Genomic DNA, 16760 nt, shown 5'->3' with positions numbered 1-16760 from the left:
TCTCGGTCTACAGCCCCGCAGGCTCAGGGCAAGAACTCGAGTATACCACCTTGGTCCGCTTGCCAGGTGGCGGCTTTCGTACCGTGCCAGAGAACCCAATCCGGGCCCGCGGTCTTGCGTGCGGTGAGACTGAAAGCCACCCGGAAGCTCTCCGTCGGGTCCAGTCCCAGCGAGGCCAGCGGGATCTTCCACTCCGCCGTCCAGCGCCCCGGCGACACGATTTTCGCCGCGTACTGAACTCCCTCTGCTGCGCGCTTCACGAGGTCCGGTGGCGCGCCCGCTTCATCGCTGCTGGCGAAGCCACCCGAGGGATAGCCGCGCAGGATCAGGATCGGCGCCCCGGGCTTGCGTTCGGAGTCCCTGAAGGCGAGTTCCACCGCATCATCGCGGCCCCACTGGTCGCCGGGTTTCAGCGGCTGAGCTGGGTCAACGTCGTTGTCCACGGCCACCAGGAGGTTCGCGCCGTCGTGGAAGACCCACGCACGGCTGACGGGCTTCACCGGTTCCTGCTGTAGGCCCTGGGCGAGTACAATCCCCTTCGCCGGATCGAGCCCGGCCCATTCTTGCGGCGTGAGTTCACCGTCGATAGTCACCACAGCCGCGGTGCGCGTCACCCGGAACAAGGGGCGTGGCTGCTCGGGAATGACGGTTTTGGCCGGCGGTGGGTCAGGATAACGCACCTGGGTTGTCACTGGCCAGGTCACGCGGTTGGCGTCCTCGTAAAGGCCGATCTGCTCCACCGGAATCGGTTTGAAACCGATCTTCCAGGCCGGTGAATCCTCACGGAGGCGGAAATCAAGGTTCTCGACGTCCACGAAGTGCGGGTCCACACCCACCAGGTTGTCTTCCAGCTTCACACCGGGTCTGGCCTTACCTTCGATGGAATCGAAGCTGCCCAGCCAGCAGATGTTGCGCGCGACGATATTCCCGCGCGGCTCGGCATAGTTGCCCTCGAGATATGTGAGCAGTTGCGGGTATTTGCTGCGCCAGGGCTCTTCGGTGTAGGGCACTTCCTCCAGGCGCTTTTTCATCGTTTCAACCGAACCCGATGCCCAGCCCATCATCCGCGCGTCCACGTGAAGCGCGGGTTTGCAGTCCACAAAAATGTTGTTTTCCACTACGTTGTCATGCCCGCCGCCGATGAACGCCGCCCGGGGCACCTGGTAGAAGATGTTCCCGTAGATGGTGGCCGAACAGAACATGTCATCGAGGTAGACGCCGTTGCAGCCCTTGCTCTGGAACCCGTATATGTGGTGGAAATAGTTGTACCGGATCATGTGGCCGCGCATGGCGGGGTTGTAGCCCGCGTACATGACCCCGGCATCGTTGGATTCCCGCACCACGCTGTGGAACTCGTTGAATTCAAACAGGTGGTCGTTGCCGCTCCACATGATGGCCATGTGCGGCGCGTCGTTGAACAGATTGTGGGTGACCCGGTTGCCCACCCCGCTCACATTGACACCCGGCTTGCAAATGGGGTTCCATCGGCCGAACCGGTAGAAGTGGCAGTTGTCCACGTACAACCCCGCGGGGGTGAGAGTCCGGCGGTCTCCGCCTGAGACGCTGACCCCGCCGTCAGCGAGGTTATACAGGTCGCAGCCCACCACCCCGCTGTCCTTGCCGCTGAGGCTGATGCCCCAGGCCCCGGTATTGCGCACGATCGATCGTTCCACGCGCACGCCCGTCACGTTGGACAGGGTGAGCGCCGTGCCTCGGGTGCATTCGAAGGACAGGCCGTTGAGGGTCACGTGGGAGACGTCCGTCATTTTCACCAGCGTGGGCAGAACGGAGATCATCACTTCACCCTCGTCAAGCGATGAAGGCGGCCAGAAGTAGAGGATACCGGAATCGCGATCCAGGTACCACTCGCCCGGTCGGTCCAGTTCGGGCAGGAGATTGTACGCGTAGTAGTACATCCCCTTGCGGAAACCGAAGCCGTGCTGGGGTTTGGGCTCCAGGGTGATGCGCTTCTGCTCGGTGTCGATGGTCTGCACCTTCAGGCGCTGGTCCGCCCAGTCCCAGAACCAGTAGCCGTGGAGCATGATGTCCTTCTCGCCCACCCAGCGCGCAGGCCGGTCGTCTTCGTAGCTGAAGATCCCGTCCATGAAGCCCTTGGTGCCGCGGATGTCCTGGGGGCGCTCGCCGAAGACCTGGGGGATGGTGATCCAGCCCTGGTTCGGCCAGCGGGCAAGGGTCATCGGCTCATTGCGGAAGAAGACCTCGAGACCGGGGTTTGACGCACCCCAGGACTGCCCGGCCTGCATCTCGCCAAAGTCAGTGACGCCAAGGGCCTTGAGGTCGGCCTGCCAGACATTGCCGCGCGCGGACTCATCCAGGCGTGACAGGACCGCAGGATCAGTCACGGGTTGCCAACCGGTGATGACCCGGCCGCCCAGAAGGCGCACCTCATCTCCCGGCCTGCCGCGGTATATGATAGGCCTCTCCGGGGTGCCGCTGTCTTCGGCTCCGAGCTCGAAGGTCGCCGCGCGCTCGTAGGCGCCGCCGGCGATCTCCACTACAATGCCGCCAGCAGGAAGGCCGGCTGCGGCCTTGATCTCGCGAATCCTGTCGCGAGCGCGTTCCAGGGTTGCCAAGGGGCCATCGGTCCCGTCGGCACTGGGTTCGGGGAGAGTGCCGGACCAGGCGTCATTGCCCGCGCGAGAAACATGGAGCACAAGTCCCGGCCCTTCCTGCGCCGCGGCGGTGCCGGTGATGAGCAGAGCTGAGACGATGGCGAGGCCGAAAATCAAACTGTCCGGGTGCATTCTGATCGCCTTCCCTTGTCTAGGGTTGTTGCGGTCCGTCAAAGCATGAGATGACCGGGCGAGCGAAAGTGCCGGCCCGCGCGCTCCTGTCTTCTGCCGCCCCATTCAGAGGCTTTTCGGGAACGTGGTTCGCCCTGTTCCAGGGGCTTTCGCTCCTGGCTATAAGCGGACGGCCCCTCCGGGGCCTCAAAGCAGACGTCGACTCTCGGTCGAACCGGGAGGTGGGTGCCTGTACCCAAGGCGCTGCAGCCCGCAAGGGCGCGGTTGAGTGCTTCGCGGCCCGAGGGTACAATGGTGCAGCAGACGTGACACTGGGCCGCAGACCCACCTTGGCCGCAGGCCCGCGCAACGTGATGCTGCACGCCCACAACCCGGAGGCGTGGGAAGATGACTGACCGATGACACAGCCGCGCCGGTTCGTGAGCCGCGCCGGCGAGAAACTCGCTTTCGCGCTGGAGCATTTCGGCATCAGTCCCGCAGGCCTTGTGTGCGCCGACCTCGGCTGCCATACGGGCGGCTTCACCCATTGCCTGCTGGAGTATGGCGCGGCCCGTGTGTATTCCGTTGACACAAGCAAGAACATTCTCGACTGGAACCTGCGCAATGATTCCCGCGTCGTGGTGCTGGAGCGCACCAATGCCTTGTATGTTCAACTCCCCGAGGCCGTGGACCTTGTGACTGTGGATGTGGGCTGGACCAGGCAGGGGGTGGTCATCCCGAAGGCCGCGGAGCTCCTCAAGCCGGGGGGGCGGATCATCAGCCTCATCAAGCCGCATTACGAGGCGACGGAAAAGGAGCGCATCCGGGGAAAAGTGCGGACTGAGCTTGTGGAGGAAGTTGTGGCGCGGGTTATGGATGAACTGCGAGGTCTGGGGTTTGAGGTGAGCGAAGCCGTCGAGTCACCTCTGCTGGGCAGCAAAGGCGGGAACAAGGAATTCCTGGTGGCGATCGAGACGTGACGGGGGGCGAAACGGACGCCATCGTTTGTTGCCGTCGGGTGTGGCGTTCTGCAGGTTGCATGACGCCCGCATTTCATGCATGGAAGTCGTGGGAAAAGCATCCAAACTCTCTCTGTGTCCGAGTTCGGTGGCTGTACCCCACTCCCGGTCCGGGAAGGAAAGCCTGACAGCTGGGCGAATACCACTGCATCGTTTCCCGTTGTTCTCTGACAAGTCCAGGCGAAATGCCAACCAATAAAGGAGAGTCACACAATGGCTGCAACGAGACTGTCCGAGTCCCAGGCCGCTGACCCGAAGGCCCCGTGCATCGGCGTCTGGGCCACCAGCGATCCCCGGATCGATGCGGAATCCCGGGAGCGCTGCAAGAACATCATCGAGATGACCGCGAACATCATCGCCGACCGCGTGAAGCTACCCTCAGGCGAACCGGTGCGCGTGGTCTACTCGCCGATCCTCGTGGATGGCGAGAGAGAGGCGGACATGCTGGCCAGACAGTTCAAGGACGCGGGCGTGGACATCCTGGTCTGCGTTCCGGACACTTGGGCTTTCCCGCAACTGACTGTGATTTCGCTCCTGTCCCAGTTTCCGAAAGACACACCTCTCAACCTCACCTGCGGCAACAGCGGACCGAAGCCCGGCGTCGTGTTCACCCACGCGATCAACGGCGCGCTGGCGCAGTACGGCAAGATGGCGCACATCAACGTGGGCACCTGGGCGGACACCGGGATGAACCCTGAGATGACCCCGGCCACCGCGGATGCTCTCGTGGACTGGTGCTACGCGGCGGTGACCAGGGTGGGCCTGCAGGGCCGTCGTGTGGTGGTCTTCGGCCATGACAGCATGGGCATGGAGACCGCGCTGGGGCACATCATTCCCACCCGCAAGGCCTTCGGTCTGGAAATCACCCGGCTGGACATGAAACTCCTTGCGGACATGATCCAGAAGAAGGCATACGACGCCGACGAACTCAAGGCGCTGCGTGCATGGACGGACAAGCTAGTGGGCGACCGCATCGAACTGCGCGATGAGGCAGACAGTGAGCGGTTCAACCAGAGTCTCGCGCTGTACTTGATTTGCCGCGATCTCCTCAGGGATCTCAACGCCGTGGGCGGTGGGTTCATGAGCCAACTTGAGTGGGGATCGGACCGGCGTGGCATTCCGCTGCCGGTGGCCGACGTGATGGAGTCCCTGTTCAACGCCACCTTCGATCACAACGGCCCCAAGGCCGCCCTGCCCTTCGCCACCGAGGCCGACGTGCAAGGGCTGCTCACCATGCTGTTCATGACTTGGGTCAGCGGCGGGAACCCGCCCCTGTTCATGGACTTCCGCAAGGTCTGGGAGCCGTGGGAGATCAATGCCAAGGCCGAAGAGCTTGGCCTGGGCAATGTGGAACCGGACGCGCTCTGGCGCACCAGGGGATTGGTGGACGGCGACAACTCCGGCAGCGCGTCCTTCAACTGGGCCGCGGCGCCGGGAGCTACCGTTGAGGAGATCATGGCTCGCGTGAGCTTCCCGCTGGCTGACGAGTTCTACTTCCCCGGCGGCGGCAATTCCGTGACCTTCTACACTCCGGGCGGGATCCAGGGCATCGCCGGCCGCATGGCATACAGCGCCGACAGTGGGGTTTTCTCGATGATCTGGGACGAGGCCTGCACGGTGGACCTGCCGGACAAGCTGGCACAGGCCGTGGCGAATACATCGACGCCGACCTGGCCGCACACGTGGGTTGTGCCGAAACACGCAACCATGGGGGAGTACAAGCAGTTCGCACCGGCGAATCACTTCCACATGACGTGGGACCTTGCCACAACGCGCCTCGAATATTGGATGGATCTTGCGAACGTCCTGTCAGTGAACCCGTGGCAGAACCGCCCGCGGTTCGTCGAAGGTCTCGACCGGCCAATGCCGCTGATTTACCTGCTCAATGGCGGAGAGGATGCGGCGAAGCTGAAGTTTGCGCAGAAGGCCTAGGTTGTTCTGGCGGGTGGGTCATGTTGACTCACCCGCCGCCCAAGTGGCATAATCCGGCCCCACATCGCATTTCCTCGACAGAACCGGTCTGGCCGATCCCATGTGGCGAAGGTGTCAGCCGGGCTCGCGTCGAATGGGCGCGTGAGGGAACACAAAAGAGTGTCCCGCGGGGCGCTCGGAAGGCATTAGTCTGGCTTAGGGAGCCATCATCTGAAGGGAGAGTTGGGACATGGGTGAAGCCGTCCTGTTCATCACCAGCAAAGGGTACGGCAAGGTCGTCGACGACGCGAAGGAAGCTTTCCCGCCCAAGGGGCGCGGCGGCAAGGGTGTCAAGGGCTTCAACGTCACTGAGGACACCGGGCCTGTAGTCTGCACCGAGCACGTGAAGACCGGCGAGGGCGCCAACGTCCTGATCACCACCGCTCAGGGCATGTGCTTGATGATCGCGGTTGACGATCTGACCCCTCGCAGCCGAACTGCCGGTGGCGTGAAGCTCATGAATGTCGCCGACGACGATGCCGTTGTCAGCGTCTTGGTCTAGCTCGCAGCGAAGCACGCCACGCGGGGGCCTGTGGAGGAAACAGGCCCCCGTTTTGTTTGCCTGCCCGTTTCAACGCCCGGCGAGCGAGTGCTGGTGTCCGAATGCCGGTCTACGAGGTCGCCGGGTATTTACATAATCGTGCCGGATCGCGCGGGTCTTGAGGGATTGAGCGGGAAAGGTGCGGATGGAGATGCAAAACAGCGCAGGCGGTTAGCCTGCGCTGTCTGTCGGCTGATGAACGGGTTTCGCCCTCCTGGATCAGGACCCGACTTTCGCCTGCGGTTTTCGGTTTCCCCGGAGCCTGATAAGAGAGAGCCCAATCCCGAACATCAAAAGCCAACGCGTGCCCGGTTCCGGGATGTCCTGCGTCTGTACGGGCACCGGATCGCTCCACGTCAACCCGATCTCGCCGGGGGAATGGCCACCAGCGACATCGGTCGCAATGTTATTGTGGTCTGTGGCGTTCGCGATGCTCCCCAATTGTATATACCAGGTCTGTCCTGGATTAAGGGTTGAGTTTGCAGCCAGATAGTCCCAGGACACGGCCCAGTCTACCAGAGTTGTGTTTCCGAAATCTTCCGTCCACACCTCGTCCGTTGTGCGAATATACCCATCGCCGGTGTTGCTTATGTCTGGTGGGACAAGTTTCTTCGCAACGTTCCCGTCTATGTCGTTCATGCGTGTGCTGGCCCAGGAACCGCCGGTGGTTTCGAGTACGGTGAACTCCAGCCCGTGCTGGTCCTCCTCCCCAAGGTTCTTGAGACCCTTCGTGTCCCAAGCCAGTCCGTAGTCCGGCTGCCCTGCAATTCCCTGGCCCGGCCGGTCTATCAGGACGAACAGTGTGTCCTCGAAGGTACTGGCACTGACCGTGTCCACGTCCACGCGGGTGCGGAAATACAGGTAATTGTCGTCCATCGCCCAGTACGCGCCGGGGGATGCAGCGCTGCCGACGAAATCCAGCTGTGCCTCAACGCCGTCATCCGGGTCATTCAGGCTGAGAATCGGGTTCCAGCTGCCGGGCCACTGCGAATAGGCGCCGCCGAACTGATTGATAGTCGCGCCGAAGCAGTGCGTGACAAGGGTGCCGAGCACCACGACCGAAAGCACCATGGGCCGCATCGATCGACCATCCCTTGATATATACTTGATCTCTTCTATAGCTTGATACACACTATTATCATAACTCGCGGAATTGTAGCGGCCGTGTGAGAACTCGTCAATACCTGCTCGTGGTGCGGAAGCTGTGCATGCCGAGTTCGAGCGGCGTGTTCACCATCGACCGCGTCGCGAAGCAGGAGATCCGCAACTTCCTCTCATCGCAGATCGTGAGCACGAGATCCGTGGTGAGCGCGCGATTCTCCACGTCATGTGAGAGCCCGCGGGACAAGGCTTCTGCTGGACTCACGCCCGATGGTGGTACAAGCCTCGGCGTTGCCCTGCAAAGCTTCTGCGCCTGACCCCAAGAAGTCCTGGCAGCGGCGATGAGAGGCTGAGCGTGGTGACACATCAGTGTAGCGCCACATTCATCACTGATACCCAAACTGGGGGCAGGGGATGCCGCCGGGCGAACCTTGTTCAGTCCCTGCGCACAGGCCGGTGCAAATTGCCCGTGCCGGGTGGGTGGCGGGATCGGTCTGTGGACCCTCCGGGCCTGCATTGGTGGCCTCACGAGCCGGTGCAGCTCGTCGAGGCAATTCTCAGTGACGCCGCATCGGCGGCGTGCGTTCGCCAGGTGATCGGCAACCACGTTGGCCTGCTGGGGCGTTTCATGGACCAGCTCACGGTGGGGCAAGTGACTCGGGCGCAGAGTCGAAGGCACCAGACGGGAGACGGCAGGAAGCTGCTGGTGGTGCACGCCGGTACCAGCGATCCGATCGCGAACCGAGCGATCAACCTCTGTCGCTTGACAACCCGCATCTACGCCCATATGCTGGAACTCAGCGGGGCTGTGGAGTGGGCTTTGGCCCGTCCCGGTCGGGGCCAAATTGGTTTCAGCCGGCGCGCCGAGCAGGCTGTGAAGGGCTATGCGATGACCCGGGCTGGCTTGCGCAAGAAGTTGGTCGAAGGTGCGCGAGTAGGGCTTTGACGGCATTGCCTGCGGTCACGTGCAGACAACCGGACCCGTGTGGCATGAGCGGCATCGTCTACTGGAACACGATTGACTCGGCTAAGAATTGCACCGCAGTCGTGGAACATCGTGACGGCCGACTGGAGCTCCCGCGCCACGAAGGGCTGGCCGCAGCAGCTCCGGCGACCGCTATCGCGCTATCTCGCACTGCCGGGATTGGGGCGGCCCCGTCGGCGCCGTGACCCCGGTTACCGCATCCCCAGGAAGCGCAACCATGGAAGATGTGTACCCCTGCCTCGTGACCGGAGCGGCCGGGTTCATCGCATCCCATCTCAGCGAGTCCCTGGCGCAAGCCGGACACCCCGTCGTGGGCATCGATTGTTTCGACCCGTACTATGATGAGCGGCTAAAGCGCCGCAATCTGGAATGCGTATGCGCCAATCCCGGCTTCAGCTTCGTACAGGGCGATGTGTGCGACGGCGAGATGCTGGGGCGCGTCTTCACTGAACACAAGCCGCGGATCGTGTTCCACCTTGCGGCGCGCGCCGGAGTGCGAGGGTCAATCCAGGACCCCGAGCTTTACACCCGGATGAACGTGGATGCCACGGTGACGCTGCTCGAGGCCGCGCGAAAGCACGGCGTGGAGCGGTTCGTGCTGGCCTCGTCGTCTTCGGTATATGGTGCCTCCAACAGCCTGCCATTCTCCGAGGACCAGCGCATTGACAAGCCCGAGTCGCCGTACGCGGCGACGAAAGTCGCGGCGGAGGCCCTCTGCTACACCTACAGCCGGATCCACAAGCTGCCGGTGACCTGCCTGCGATTCTTCACGGTATATGGCCCGCGCCAGAGGCCGGACCTCGCGATCAGCAAGTTCGTGGGCCTCATGCTGCAGGGCAAGCCGATCCCTGTCTACGGCGATGGCACTGCGAGCCGCGACTTCACCTTCGTGGGGGACATCGTGCGCGGGATCGTTGCCACGATGCGCGCGCCCGAGTTGGGCGAGCCCGGGTGCTTCGAGGTCATCAACCTGGGGAGCGACCGGCCGATCACGGTGCTGCAGATGGTGGAGGGCATCGAGGCGGCGCTGGGTCAGAAGGCGGTCATCGACTGGCAGCCGCCGGCACCGGGAGACGTGCCACACACATGGGCAAGCGTGGAGAAAGCCGGGCAGTTGCTGCAATGGAAGCCTCAGACCAGCCTGGCGGATGGCCTGTCGGCGTTTGTCGACTGGTACAGGGAGAATCTGGTCTGAGAGCCGCTACTCCTGCGCCGTGGCCTCGTTCCGGCGCACCTCGCGGATGTAGTAAATGCGCTTGCCGTGGGACTCGTAGTATGTGCGGGTCTGCATCTCCGCCAGCAGGCCCATGGTGATAAGCTGCATGCCCACCACGATAAGCAGCACGGCCAGGATCAGGGCAGGCCGGTTGCCGATGGAGTGACCCAGCACCAGTCGCTCGAAAGAAAGCCACAGGCCCAGCAGGAACCCCGCCAGTGAGCTGTAAAGTCCCCACCGCCCGAAAACCTGGATCGGTTTCGTCGAGTATGAGAGCAGAAACTTCACGGTCATGAGGTCCAGTGCGACCTTCATGATGCGGTTCAGTCCGTACTTGCTCTTGCCAAAACGCCGCGGGTGATGGGTGACTTCTACCTCGGCGACGCGCCCGCCGGCCCAGTAGGCAAGGGCCGGGATGAAGCGGTGCATCTCGCCATACAGGCGGACATCGGCGAGGACTTCCCGGCGGTAGACCTTGAGCGAGCAGCCATAGTCGTGGAGGTGCACACCCGTTGCAGTGGAGATCATCCAGTTAGCGATCCGCGAGGGCAGGATGCGCGTGAGCCACTGGTCTTTGCGGTCCTTGCGCCAGCCGCTGACCACGTCGTAGCCCTCGTCCATCTTGTCCAGCAGGCGGGGAACGTCGAGGGGGTCATTCTGCAAATCCGCATCCATCGCAACAACTAGCTCTCCGCGAGCCTGATCGAACCCGGCTGCCATGGCCGCGGTCTGGCCGAAATTGCGGCGCAGGTGAACCCCGACGAACCGAGGGTCGCTATCCACGATGCGGTCCATCGCTTCCTTGCTGCGGTCGGAGCTGCCGTCGTTGACCAGGATGACCTCCCAGGACCTGTCCATATCGCCCAGGGCCTGAACCAGCGCTTCGTGAAGGTGGGGGAGAGTCTCTTCCTCGTTGTAGACAGGGATGACGATGGAGACCTGCGGGGTTCCGTGCTCGGCGGTGTTCATGCTCCGGGCAGCTCCTCAAAACGGTGGCTCTATGGGACCCCACCAGTATAGCGATGAAGGTGCCCGGCGACAATCGAGCCGCGGCCCACGGGTACCCTCCTGATGGTGCCGCGAGGTGCCGCGGGACTTTGCGGCGAAGAGGTCCACAGCCGATCCCACGCAGTTGTCGCCATAGACGGTGCATCATGGAGGACTGCCATGCCTGACAGACTGCCCAACATCCTGCTTGCCATCTCCGATGACCAGGCATGGCCACATGCAAGCGCCTACGGTTGCCCCTTCGTCAATACCCCCAACTTCGACCGGGTAGCGAATGAAGGTGTGCTTTTCAGCCACGCCTACTGCACAGCTCCCTCCTGCAGTCCCTCGCGGGCAAGTCTTCTGACAGGACGCAACCCGTGGCAGCTTCGGGAGGGTGGCATTCTGTGGAGCCTTCTGCCCGCTGAGTTCGACGTCTACCCGGACATTCTGGAGCGCGTTGGCTACCACGTGGGGCACACGTACAAGGGCTGGGGACCGGGGAGCATCGAGATGAGCGGGCGCACCAGGAATCCCGCCGGGCCCGGGTACAACGAGCGTCAGAATGACCCTCCGACTAGCCGTATGAGCCGGAACGACTATGCGGCCAACTTCGGCGATTTCCTGGCAGAGCGGCCTGAAGGCGCCCCGTTCTGCTTCTGGTATGGAGCGAAAGAGCCGCACCGGGTGTACGAGAAGGGCTCGGGTCTGCGTGCGGGCAAGCGGCTTGAGGATGTGGTGGTGCCGCCGTACCTGCCCGACTGCGAAGAGGTGCGCAGCGACCTGCTCGACTATGCGCTGGAGATCGAGTGGTTCGACGAGCACCTCGGGCGCATGCTGGGCATGATCGAAGAGATTGGCGAGCTTGACAATACGCTCATTGTGGTCACCGGTGACAACGGTCTGCCCTTCCCGCGCGCAAAGGCCAACCTCTACGAGCAGGGCATGCATGTGCCGATGGCCATCCGCTATGGGGAGAAGGTTCCGGGTGGACGCACCGTCACCGACTTCACGACCTTTGTTGATCTCGCGCCCACGTTCCTGGAAGCCGCGGGCCTGGAGATCCCCGACAACATGACCGGGCGGAGCCTCATGCCAGTCCTGACATCAGGCCGGCAGGGCCGCGTTGACCCGGAGCGCGACCATGTGCTCACGGGCATTGAGCGCCACGCATACTGCCGTGCCAGTAACATGGGCTATCCGAGCCGATGCATCCGGACCGATGAGTTCGTCTACATCCGCAACTTCGAACCCGACCGCTGGCCGGCCGGTGATCCACCGGCTTTCGGCGACATTGACGGCTCGCCCACGAAGAACTACATGATCGCCAACAGAGACGCACCGGAGGTCCGGCCGCTGTACGAACTGGCTTTCGGCAAGCGCCCCGCGGAAGAGTTGTATGCGGTCAGGGACGGGTATGCCTGCACCTGTAACCTGGCGGATGACGAGGGTTACGCCAGGGAGAAGCAGACCCTGCGGGAGCGGATGGAGCGGGAACTGACGGAACAGAAGGACCCGCGCATGCTGGGGGACGGCGGGGTTTTCGAGACTTACCCGTATGTGCCGATTGTCCAGAATCCCGCCACCGCCGCTGAGTTCGTGGGCATGGACGACCTTCGAGCCAACGGGCTGGTGGACTGACGGCGACTACCGCCCCACGCTCTCGCGGCCGGTGATCGCCACGACGCCGAAAGAGTAGCCCGGGTTGCCCGCGGTCTCGACGTCCAGGGACTCCACGGCCAGCTCCGGGTGGGGATTCCTCCAGGTCAGGCTGTATAGTGATACCGGCTCGCCGCGACCGTTGACGCCGGACCACGCCAGAGCCCCGTTGTCGACTTCGCTGGGGCTTTCGACCGACCAGGGAAGCAGTTCGGCACCGATCCGCACCGGGATTCTTGCCTGAGATCCGTCCTCGTACTGCACCACATACGCCCCGACTTCCGCGCCGGACGAGTCAATGCCCGGGGCTGCGACTGCGGCATGCAGAAAGCACAGACTCTCTACGGATCGGCCCACCGGTATCTGCCGGACCGCGGAAATGCCCGTGGCGCCACTGCGAATCTCCCCCGCGTCCCCAAGAAGTACGCCGTCCAGCATGATGCAGGACCGCCCGGTGTTGAGTTCCGGCCGAATGATCTCGAAGGGCAGCCCGGCGAAGACCTGCGGGCCGGTGGGCAGGTTGCGCAGGTCGTCCTCGCCACCGTCTGCCCAGCCCCCACGTCCGTCACCGGCGACTTCGTCCACAAACCCCCGGTTGCAGAAGGGTGTGAGGTCCACCGCGAACCAGTCCCCGGTCTCACGTGCGACCAGGGACTGTCCGGGGATTTCCACGTCGAGGTTTGAAAGAAGCATCGATGCGTAACGCAGGGCCCGGTTGCATGCAGGGACGCGCTCCCAGCGGAACTGGCTCAGAATCACCCGGCCTTTGCCCAGAGACACTTCCACCAATCCGGGGGGCTGTGTGAGCAGACGGATTCCAGAGTAGTCGTCAAAGGCCGGCGTCCAGCGCAGCGCAGACTCCTCGTATGCACCATCGCCGTCGGCCCACCACAGGTCATAGCTGCCGATGCCCCGCGTCAGTGGGGCGGCTGTCACACTGACGGGGCCAGGCTCGGCCGGCTGGAACCTGATCTTCCGGGCAAGCAGATCGGCGAGGGCCGGGGCATTGTCGGGCCCGCTGCCGTGGATGAAAACTGTTCCACCGGCGCGAGCGAATGCACGCAATGCAGGTGTGTCGTCCCGCGTAAGTCGCGTGGACTCAATGAGCACCAGCCCGCCGGGTTCAGGCAGCTGAGCCTCGCGCTTCCAGGATGCCCGCGCCTGTATATCCCACTGGACCGACTGAGCGAGAGCGGACGGGGTCGCGCTCCATCCCGCGAGAGGGCGCACAGGTGTGGGTTCGGGCCGCCAGGCCAGGAGGTTAGCGAGAATCTGTCGCGCAGCGGGGACGGTCTGCACGTATCGCGCCACGAGAAGCTGGCAGACCACGTACCTTCCGCTGCCGTGGCGAAGCTCGAGCATCGGGCTCTGCTCCATGCCCTGCCCGCCCACGTCCACCAGCGGCGTGAACCCTCCGCGGGTGGGCTTCGCAAGGTTGGCCTCACAGACGCGCGCGTCGGGCGTCCAGAAGCGCAGCGCGAAGTCGGACAGTTTTGCGAGCAGCGGGTGGTCGGGCGCGCGAAGAAAGGCGATGCTCGCCGGTCCACGGGTCTCCAGGGGCAGCGGGAAGAACCGTTCGGGCAAAGAGCTTTGCTCGAGTGTCACCACGGTATTGCCCTGACGGACCCAGTCGCCCACGATCGCCGCGTCGCCCTGTTTCGCCTCGTGCAGCGCGTCCGGGCCGATGATGAGCTGCCTGGCGGCCGATTCGGGTAACTCGGAGAGTGCGGCAATGCGCCGGACAGAGACGCCTTCCTCCGCGAGCAATGCCGAGAGTCGCCCACCGGGGTCGAAAAGCAGGCAGTCCGGGGCAGGCTCCGGCAGGTCCACGCGTGGCCAGAACTGTACCGGGAACTTGCGGGTGACGCGCTTATCTCCGAACTCCAACGTAAGCTGGATCTCTCCATCCGTGGGCGCATTGACCGAGGGCGCTATGAAGCTGAATCGGGTTTCGGCGACGGCTCCCGGGGGCACCTCCGCCGGCACGGAACCGCTTTCGCTCACACACCCCCGAGCAGTGACCGCCCAGCGCAGCTCTCCGGACATTGCTTTGTCGGTCTCGTTGCAGATGAGCGCCGTGCGTTCCACCCGACCGCCGCCGAACCATTGGCGGTCGTACTCGGCGAGATACACGGTCACTGGCGCGAAGATCTCGCGAAATCTCTCGAGGTACGGGTTCGGTATCTCCTTCCCCTTTGGCAGACCGCGGAAGACCATGGGCGAGATCATACACAGCCCCTGACGCCGATACTCCTGCACCGCCATCTCGAACAGTTCTGCCTGGCCGCGGATGACAGCTTCGGCCTGCTCACTGGGCTCCCGTGAGTAGACGGCGTCGCCCAGCATCGCCGACGCCCAGTGGTGGCTCAAAAGCATGTGCTCGCCGATGGCCAAGGGCTTGTCTCGCGACCATTCGAAATTCAGGTAGTTGTCCGCCATGGGTACCGAGGCGTTTGTGGGCCAGCGGAAGCACTCGGGCGCATTGGCGGGGTATAGCTCGGGGTAGTGGATGTTCAGGAGCATCTCGCGGCCATCTGTCTCGCCGTACCCGGACTGCTGCACCGGGCGCGTGGGGTCAAGCTCCCGGATCATTTCGCGCTGAGCCACCAGCCAGTCGGTGCGCTTCTGGTCGCGCGGGGTCTTCCAGTGGCCGAACTCGTTGGTGCCGCTCCAGATGATAATGGATGGATGATTGCGCAGGGCTCGGATGAAGCGGCGGGTGTGTTCGAGGGCCTGGTCGCTCACAGGGCGCTGGTAGACGGCGGATTCAGCAATGAGCAAGAATCCCTGACGATCGGCGGCATCGTAGTACTCGCGGCGGATCGGCTGCCCGTGGATGCGGGCGCAGTTGAGATTATGGTCCTTGAGAATCTGGAAGACCCGGTCAGGTGGCGTGTAATGCCACTCGCCCTTGTGCCCCCAGGTGGAACGCAGGCGCACCGGCACTCCGTTGAGCATGATGCGCGGGCCGTCGAGCCAGACTTCACGAAACCCGAAGGGAATGCGCACCGTGTCGCGGGGCGAATCCTGGGTGACCTCGAGGGTGTACATGTTCGGCGCGGTGGGCGACCACAGCCTGGGCGTCTCCCAGCGCGATGTCAGCGTCACCGTCGCGCTTCCCGCTCCAGCCACCGGCACGTCCACCGGCTCCAGCGTCAGGGCAATCGATTCTCCGTCCAGCACGCGCGCGGAGATGTGTGGAGTCGCGGCGTCGGAGAGCTCATTCCGCACGGTTACGTCCACCGAAAGGGCTCCATTGCGCACCGATGGCCGCACGAACACATCTTCAATGCGGGTCTTGGGTGTGGCCACCAGCGACACGGGCTGCCAGATGCCCGACATGTACTTGTGCTGTGAGGCGAGCACCAGCCCCGGCGGCGCCTTTGTCGCGTCGCCGAGGACGCCCACAACCAGCTCGTTCTCCTCGCCCGGCCGCAAGGCGCTGGACACCTCCACCTCGAAAGGCAGGAAGCCATCCTGGTTCTCGGCGACGCGCACCCCGTTCACATAGACGTGAGAGACCAGGAAGACTGCCTCAAAGTGCAGGCGCAGGCTGCGTTCCGACCAGTGGGCGGGCACGTGGAATCGGTGGCGGTACCAGGCGCAGGGCGTCTCCACCCCGACCTTTAGCTGCCGCCACGAATCCGCAACCCAGGGAACGGTGGGGAGTGCCACGTACCCGTCCGCCGGTGGGAACGCCAGGTCATCGGCAGGTGCGATCTCCCATTTCGCCTGGTTCAGCACCTGGATCGCTCTTCCAAGACGGTCTTCGTCAGTCAGTGCGAGAGTAAGGTCAACAGCGCCCTCGGTGACCCCTGCCGGGATGCCGTCGTGGGCGAACCACAGGTACGTGTTTGCGCTTCCGCCCTCCGGGGCGTGGGTGTGGATCATCGCCGCACCGGTGGGTTCGACGCGCAGGCGGTTGCCACGCTGGGAGCAGAGGGTATAGGCGGGTACCGAAGTCGGGTGTTCGGGCTCGAATCGGCCGGACCCGTCAGCCTCGCGGGCGAATTCCAGGCCGGGAACTGCGGCGACTTCTACCCGCGAGCAGAGCCGCTGGCTGCTGGCACGAGGGAGCGTCACCCGCCACGATACGCTGACCTGCCCGTCTCCGGTATTGCTGAACCGCAGTTCGCAGTCGAGTTGGCCCTCCACTCCGCCTACCTGCCAGGGACCGGAGAGACTGATGGTGACCTCATCAGCGGATTGCCCGGGGTCAGGCTGGACGGAGACATCCTGCGGTGACCACTCCCCCTGCCGGTTCCCCCAGGTGTTGCCCTCCCAGGCCAGAGCGCCGACGTGGGGCAGGTGAATGTCTCCGGCGCGCAGGTCGAGGATGCCGTTGGCATCCACATTGGCCCGGAAATGAGTTCCGGTCACGGCCCAGCCGTCGCCAGACCGCTCCACGCGCACCTGTTGGCCCCAGACAGCGCCGGCCATTGTGACCATGGCGCAGAGCGTGAGGACGGCTCGGATTGTCGCGCGGTGTGTGCCCTGAATGGCGGTTCACCTCCAATGCGTCAGATTGAGTGTATGG

General features: G+C 63.8%; 11 protein-coding genes. 7 read left to right on the top strand and 4 right to left on the bottom strand.

The window, feature by feature from the left end:
• Positions 1 to 23: 23 nt before the first annotated feature.
• The gene (locus tag HPY44_17655; GenBank protein NSW57831.1) at positions 24 to 2765 is read right to left on the bottom strand and encodes a hypothetical protein; all 2742 of its coding nucleotides are present in this window, start codon (positions 2763 to 2765) and stop codon (positions 24 to 26) included.
• Positions 2766 to 3163: 398 nt separating this feature from the next.
• On the opposite strand from HPY44_17655, the gene HPY44_17650 reads away from it, so the two are divergent.
• The 3 genes from HPY44_17650 (at position 3164) to HPY44_17640 (ending at position 6236) form a co-directional block, all read left to right on the top strand.
• Positions 3164 to 3724 carry a methyltransferase domain-containing protein gene (locus HPY44_17650; protein NSW57830.1) on the top strand — a complete coding sequence of 187 codons (561 nt, stop codon included), beginning with the start codon at positions 3164 to 3166 and terminating at the stop codon, positions 3722 to 3724.
• A gap of 252 nt (positions 3725 to 3976) precedes the next feature.
• On the top strand, positions 3977 to 5695 hold the full coding sequence (locus HPY44_17645; protein ID NSW57829.1) for a hypothetical protein: 1719 nt from the start codon (positions 3977 to 3979) through the stop codon (positions 5693 to 5695).
• A 229-nt stretch (positions 5696 to 5924) separates the two neighbouring features.
• Entirely contained in the window at positions 5925 to 6236 is a 312-nt protein-coding gene (locus HPY44_17640; protein NSW57828.1) for a hypothetical protein, read from the top strand.
• Positions 6237 to 6494: 258 nt separating this feature from the next.
• Here the strand turns inward: HPY44_17640 and HPY44_17635 are convergent, their stop codons facing one another.
• Complete coding sequence (locus tag HPY44_17635) at positions 6495 to 7355, bottom strand: PEP-CTERM sorting domain-containing protein (protein ID NSW57827.1); 861 nt, start codon at positions 7353 to 7355, stop codon at positions 6495 to 6497.
• A 128-nt stretch (positions 7356 to 7483) separates the two neighbouring features.
• Here HPY44_17635 and HPY44_17630 point away from each other — a divergent pair, with 128 nt between their 5' ends.
• The 3 genes from HPY44_17630 to HPY44_17620 all read left to right on the top strand — a co-directional run bounded on the left by HPY44_17630 (position 7484) and on the right by HPY44_17620 (position 9556).
• Complete coding sequence (locus HPY44_17630) at positions 7484 to 7693, top strand: hypothetical protein (GenBank protein ID NSW57826.1); 210 nt, start codon at positions 7484 to 7486, stop codon at positions 7691 to 7693.
• Positions 7694 to 7911: 218 nt separating this feature from the next.
• Positions 7912 to 8322 carry a hypothetical protein gene (locus tag HPY44_17625; GenBank protein NSW57825.1) on the top strand — a complete coding sequence of 137 codons (411 nt, stop codon included), beginning with the start codon at positions 7912 to 7914 and terminating at the stop codon, positions 8320 to 8322.
• Positions 8323 to 8578: 256 nt separating this feature from the next.
• The gene (locus HPY44_17620; protein ID NSW57824.1) at positions 8579 to 9556 is read left to right on the top strand and encodes a GDP-mannose 4,6-dehydratase; all 978 of its coding nucleotides are present in this window, start codon (positions 8579 to 8581) and stop codon (positions 9554 to 9556) included.
• Between the two features lie 6 nt (positions 9557 to 9562).
• On the opposite strand, the gene HPY44_17615 is transcribed toward HPY44_17620, so the two are convergent.
• The gene (locus tag HPY44_17615; GenBank protein ID NSW57823.1) at positions 9563 to 10546 is read right to left on the bottom strand and encodes a glycosyltransferase; all 984 of its coding nucleotides are present in this window, start codon (positions 10544 to 10546) and stop codon (positions 9563 to 9565) included.
• Between the two features lie 198 nt (positions 10547 to 10744).
• Between HPY44_17615 and HPY44_17610 the strand changes: the two genes are divergently transcribed.
• The gene (locus HPY44_17610) at positions 10745 to 12205 is read left to right on the top strand and encodes a sulfatase (GenBank protein NSW57822.1); all 1461 of its coding nucleotides are present in this window, start codon (positions 10745 to 10747) and stop codon (positions 12203 to 12205) included.
• Positions 12206 to 12211: 6 nt separating this feature from the next.
• Here the strand turns inward: HPY44_17610 and HPY44_17605 are convergent, their stop codons facing one another.
• Positions 12212 to 16663, bottom strand: coding sequence for a hypothetical protein (locus tag HPY44_17605; GenBank protein ID NSW57821.1), 4452 nt, complete (start codon positions 16661 to 16663; stop codon positions 12212 to 12214).
• Between the last annotated feature and the right edge of the window lie 97 nt (positions 16664 to 16760).

Source organism: Armatimonadota bacterium (genome assembly GCA_013314775.1).
GTDB lineage: Bacteria > Armatimonadota > Zipacnadia > Zipacnadales > JABUFB01 > JABUFB01.
The sequence above is the reverse complement of the archived record's forward strand: the minus strand, read 5'-3'. Positions and strand labels throughout refer to the sequence as shown.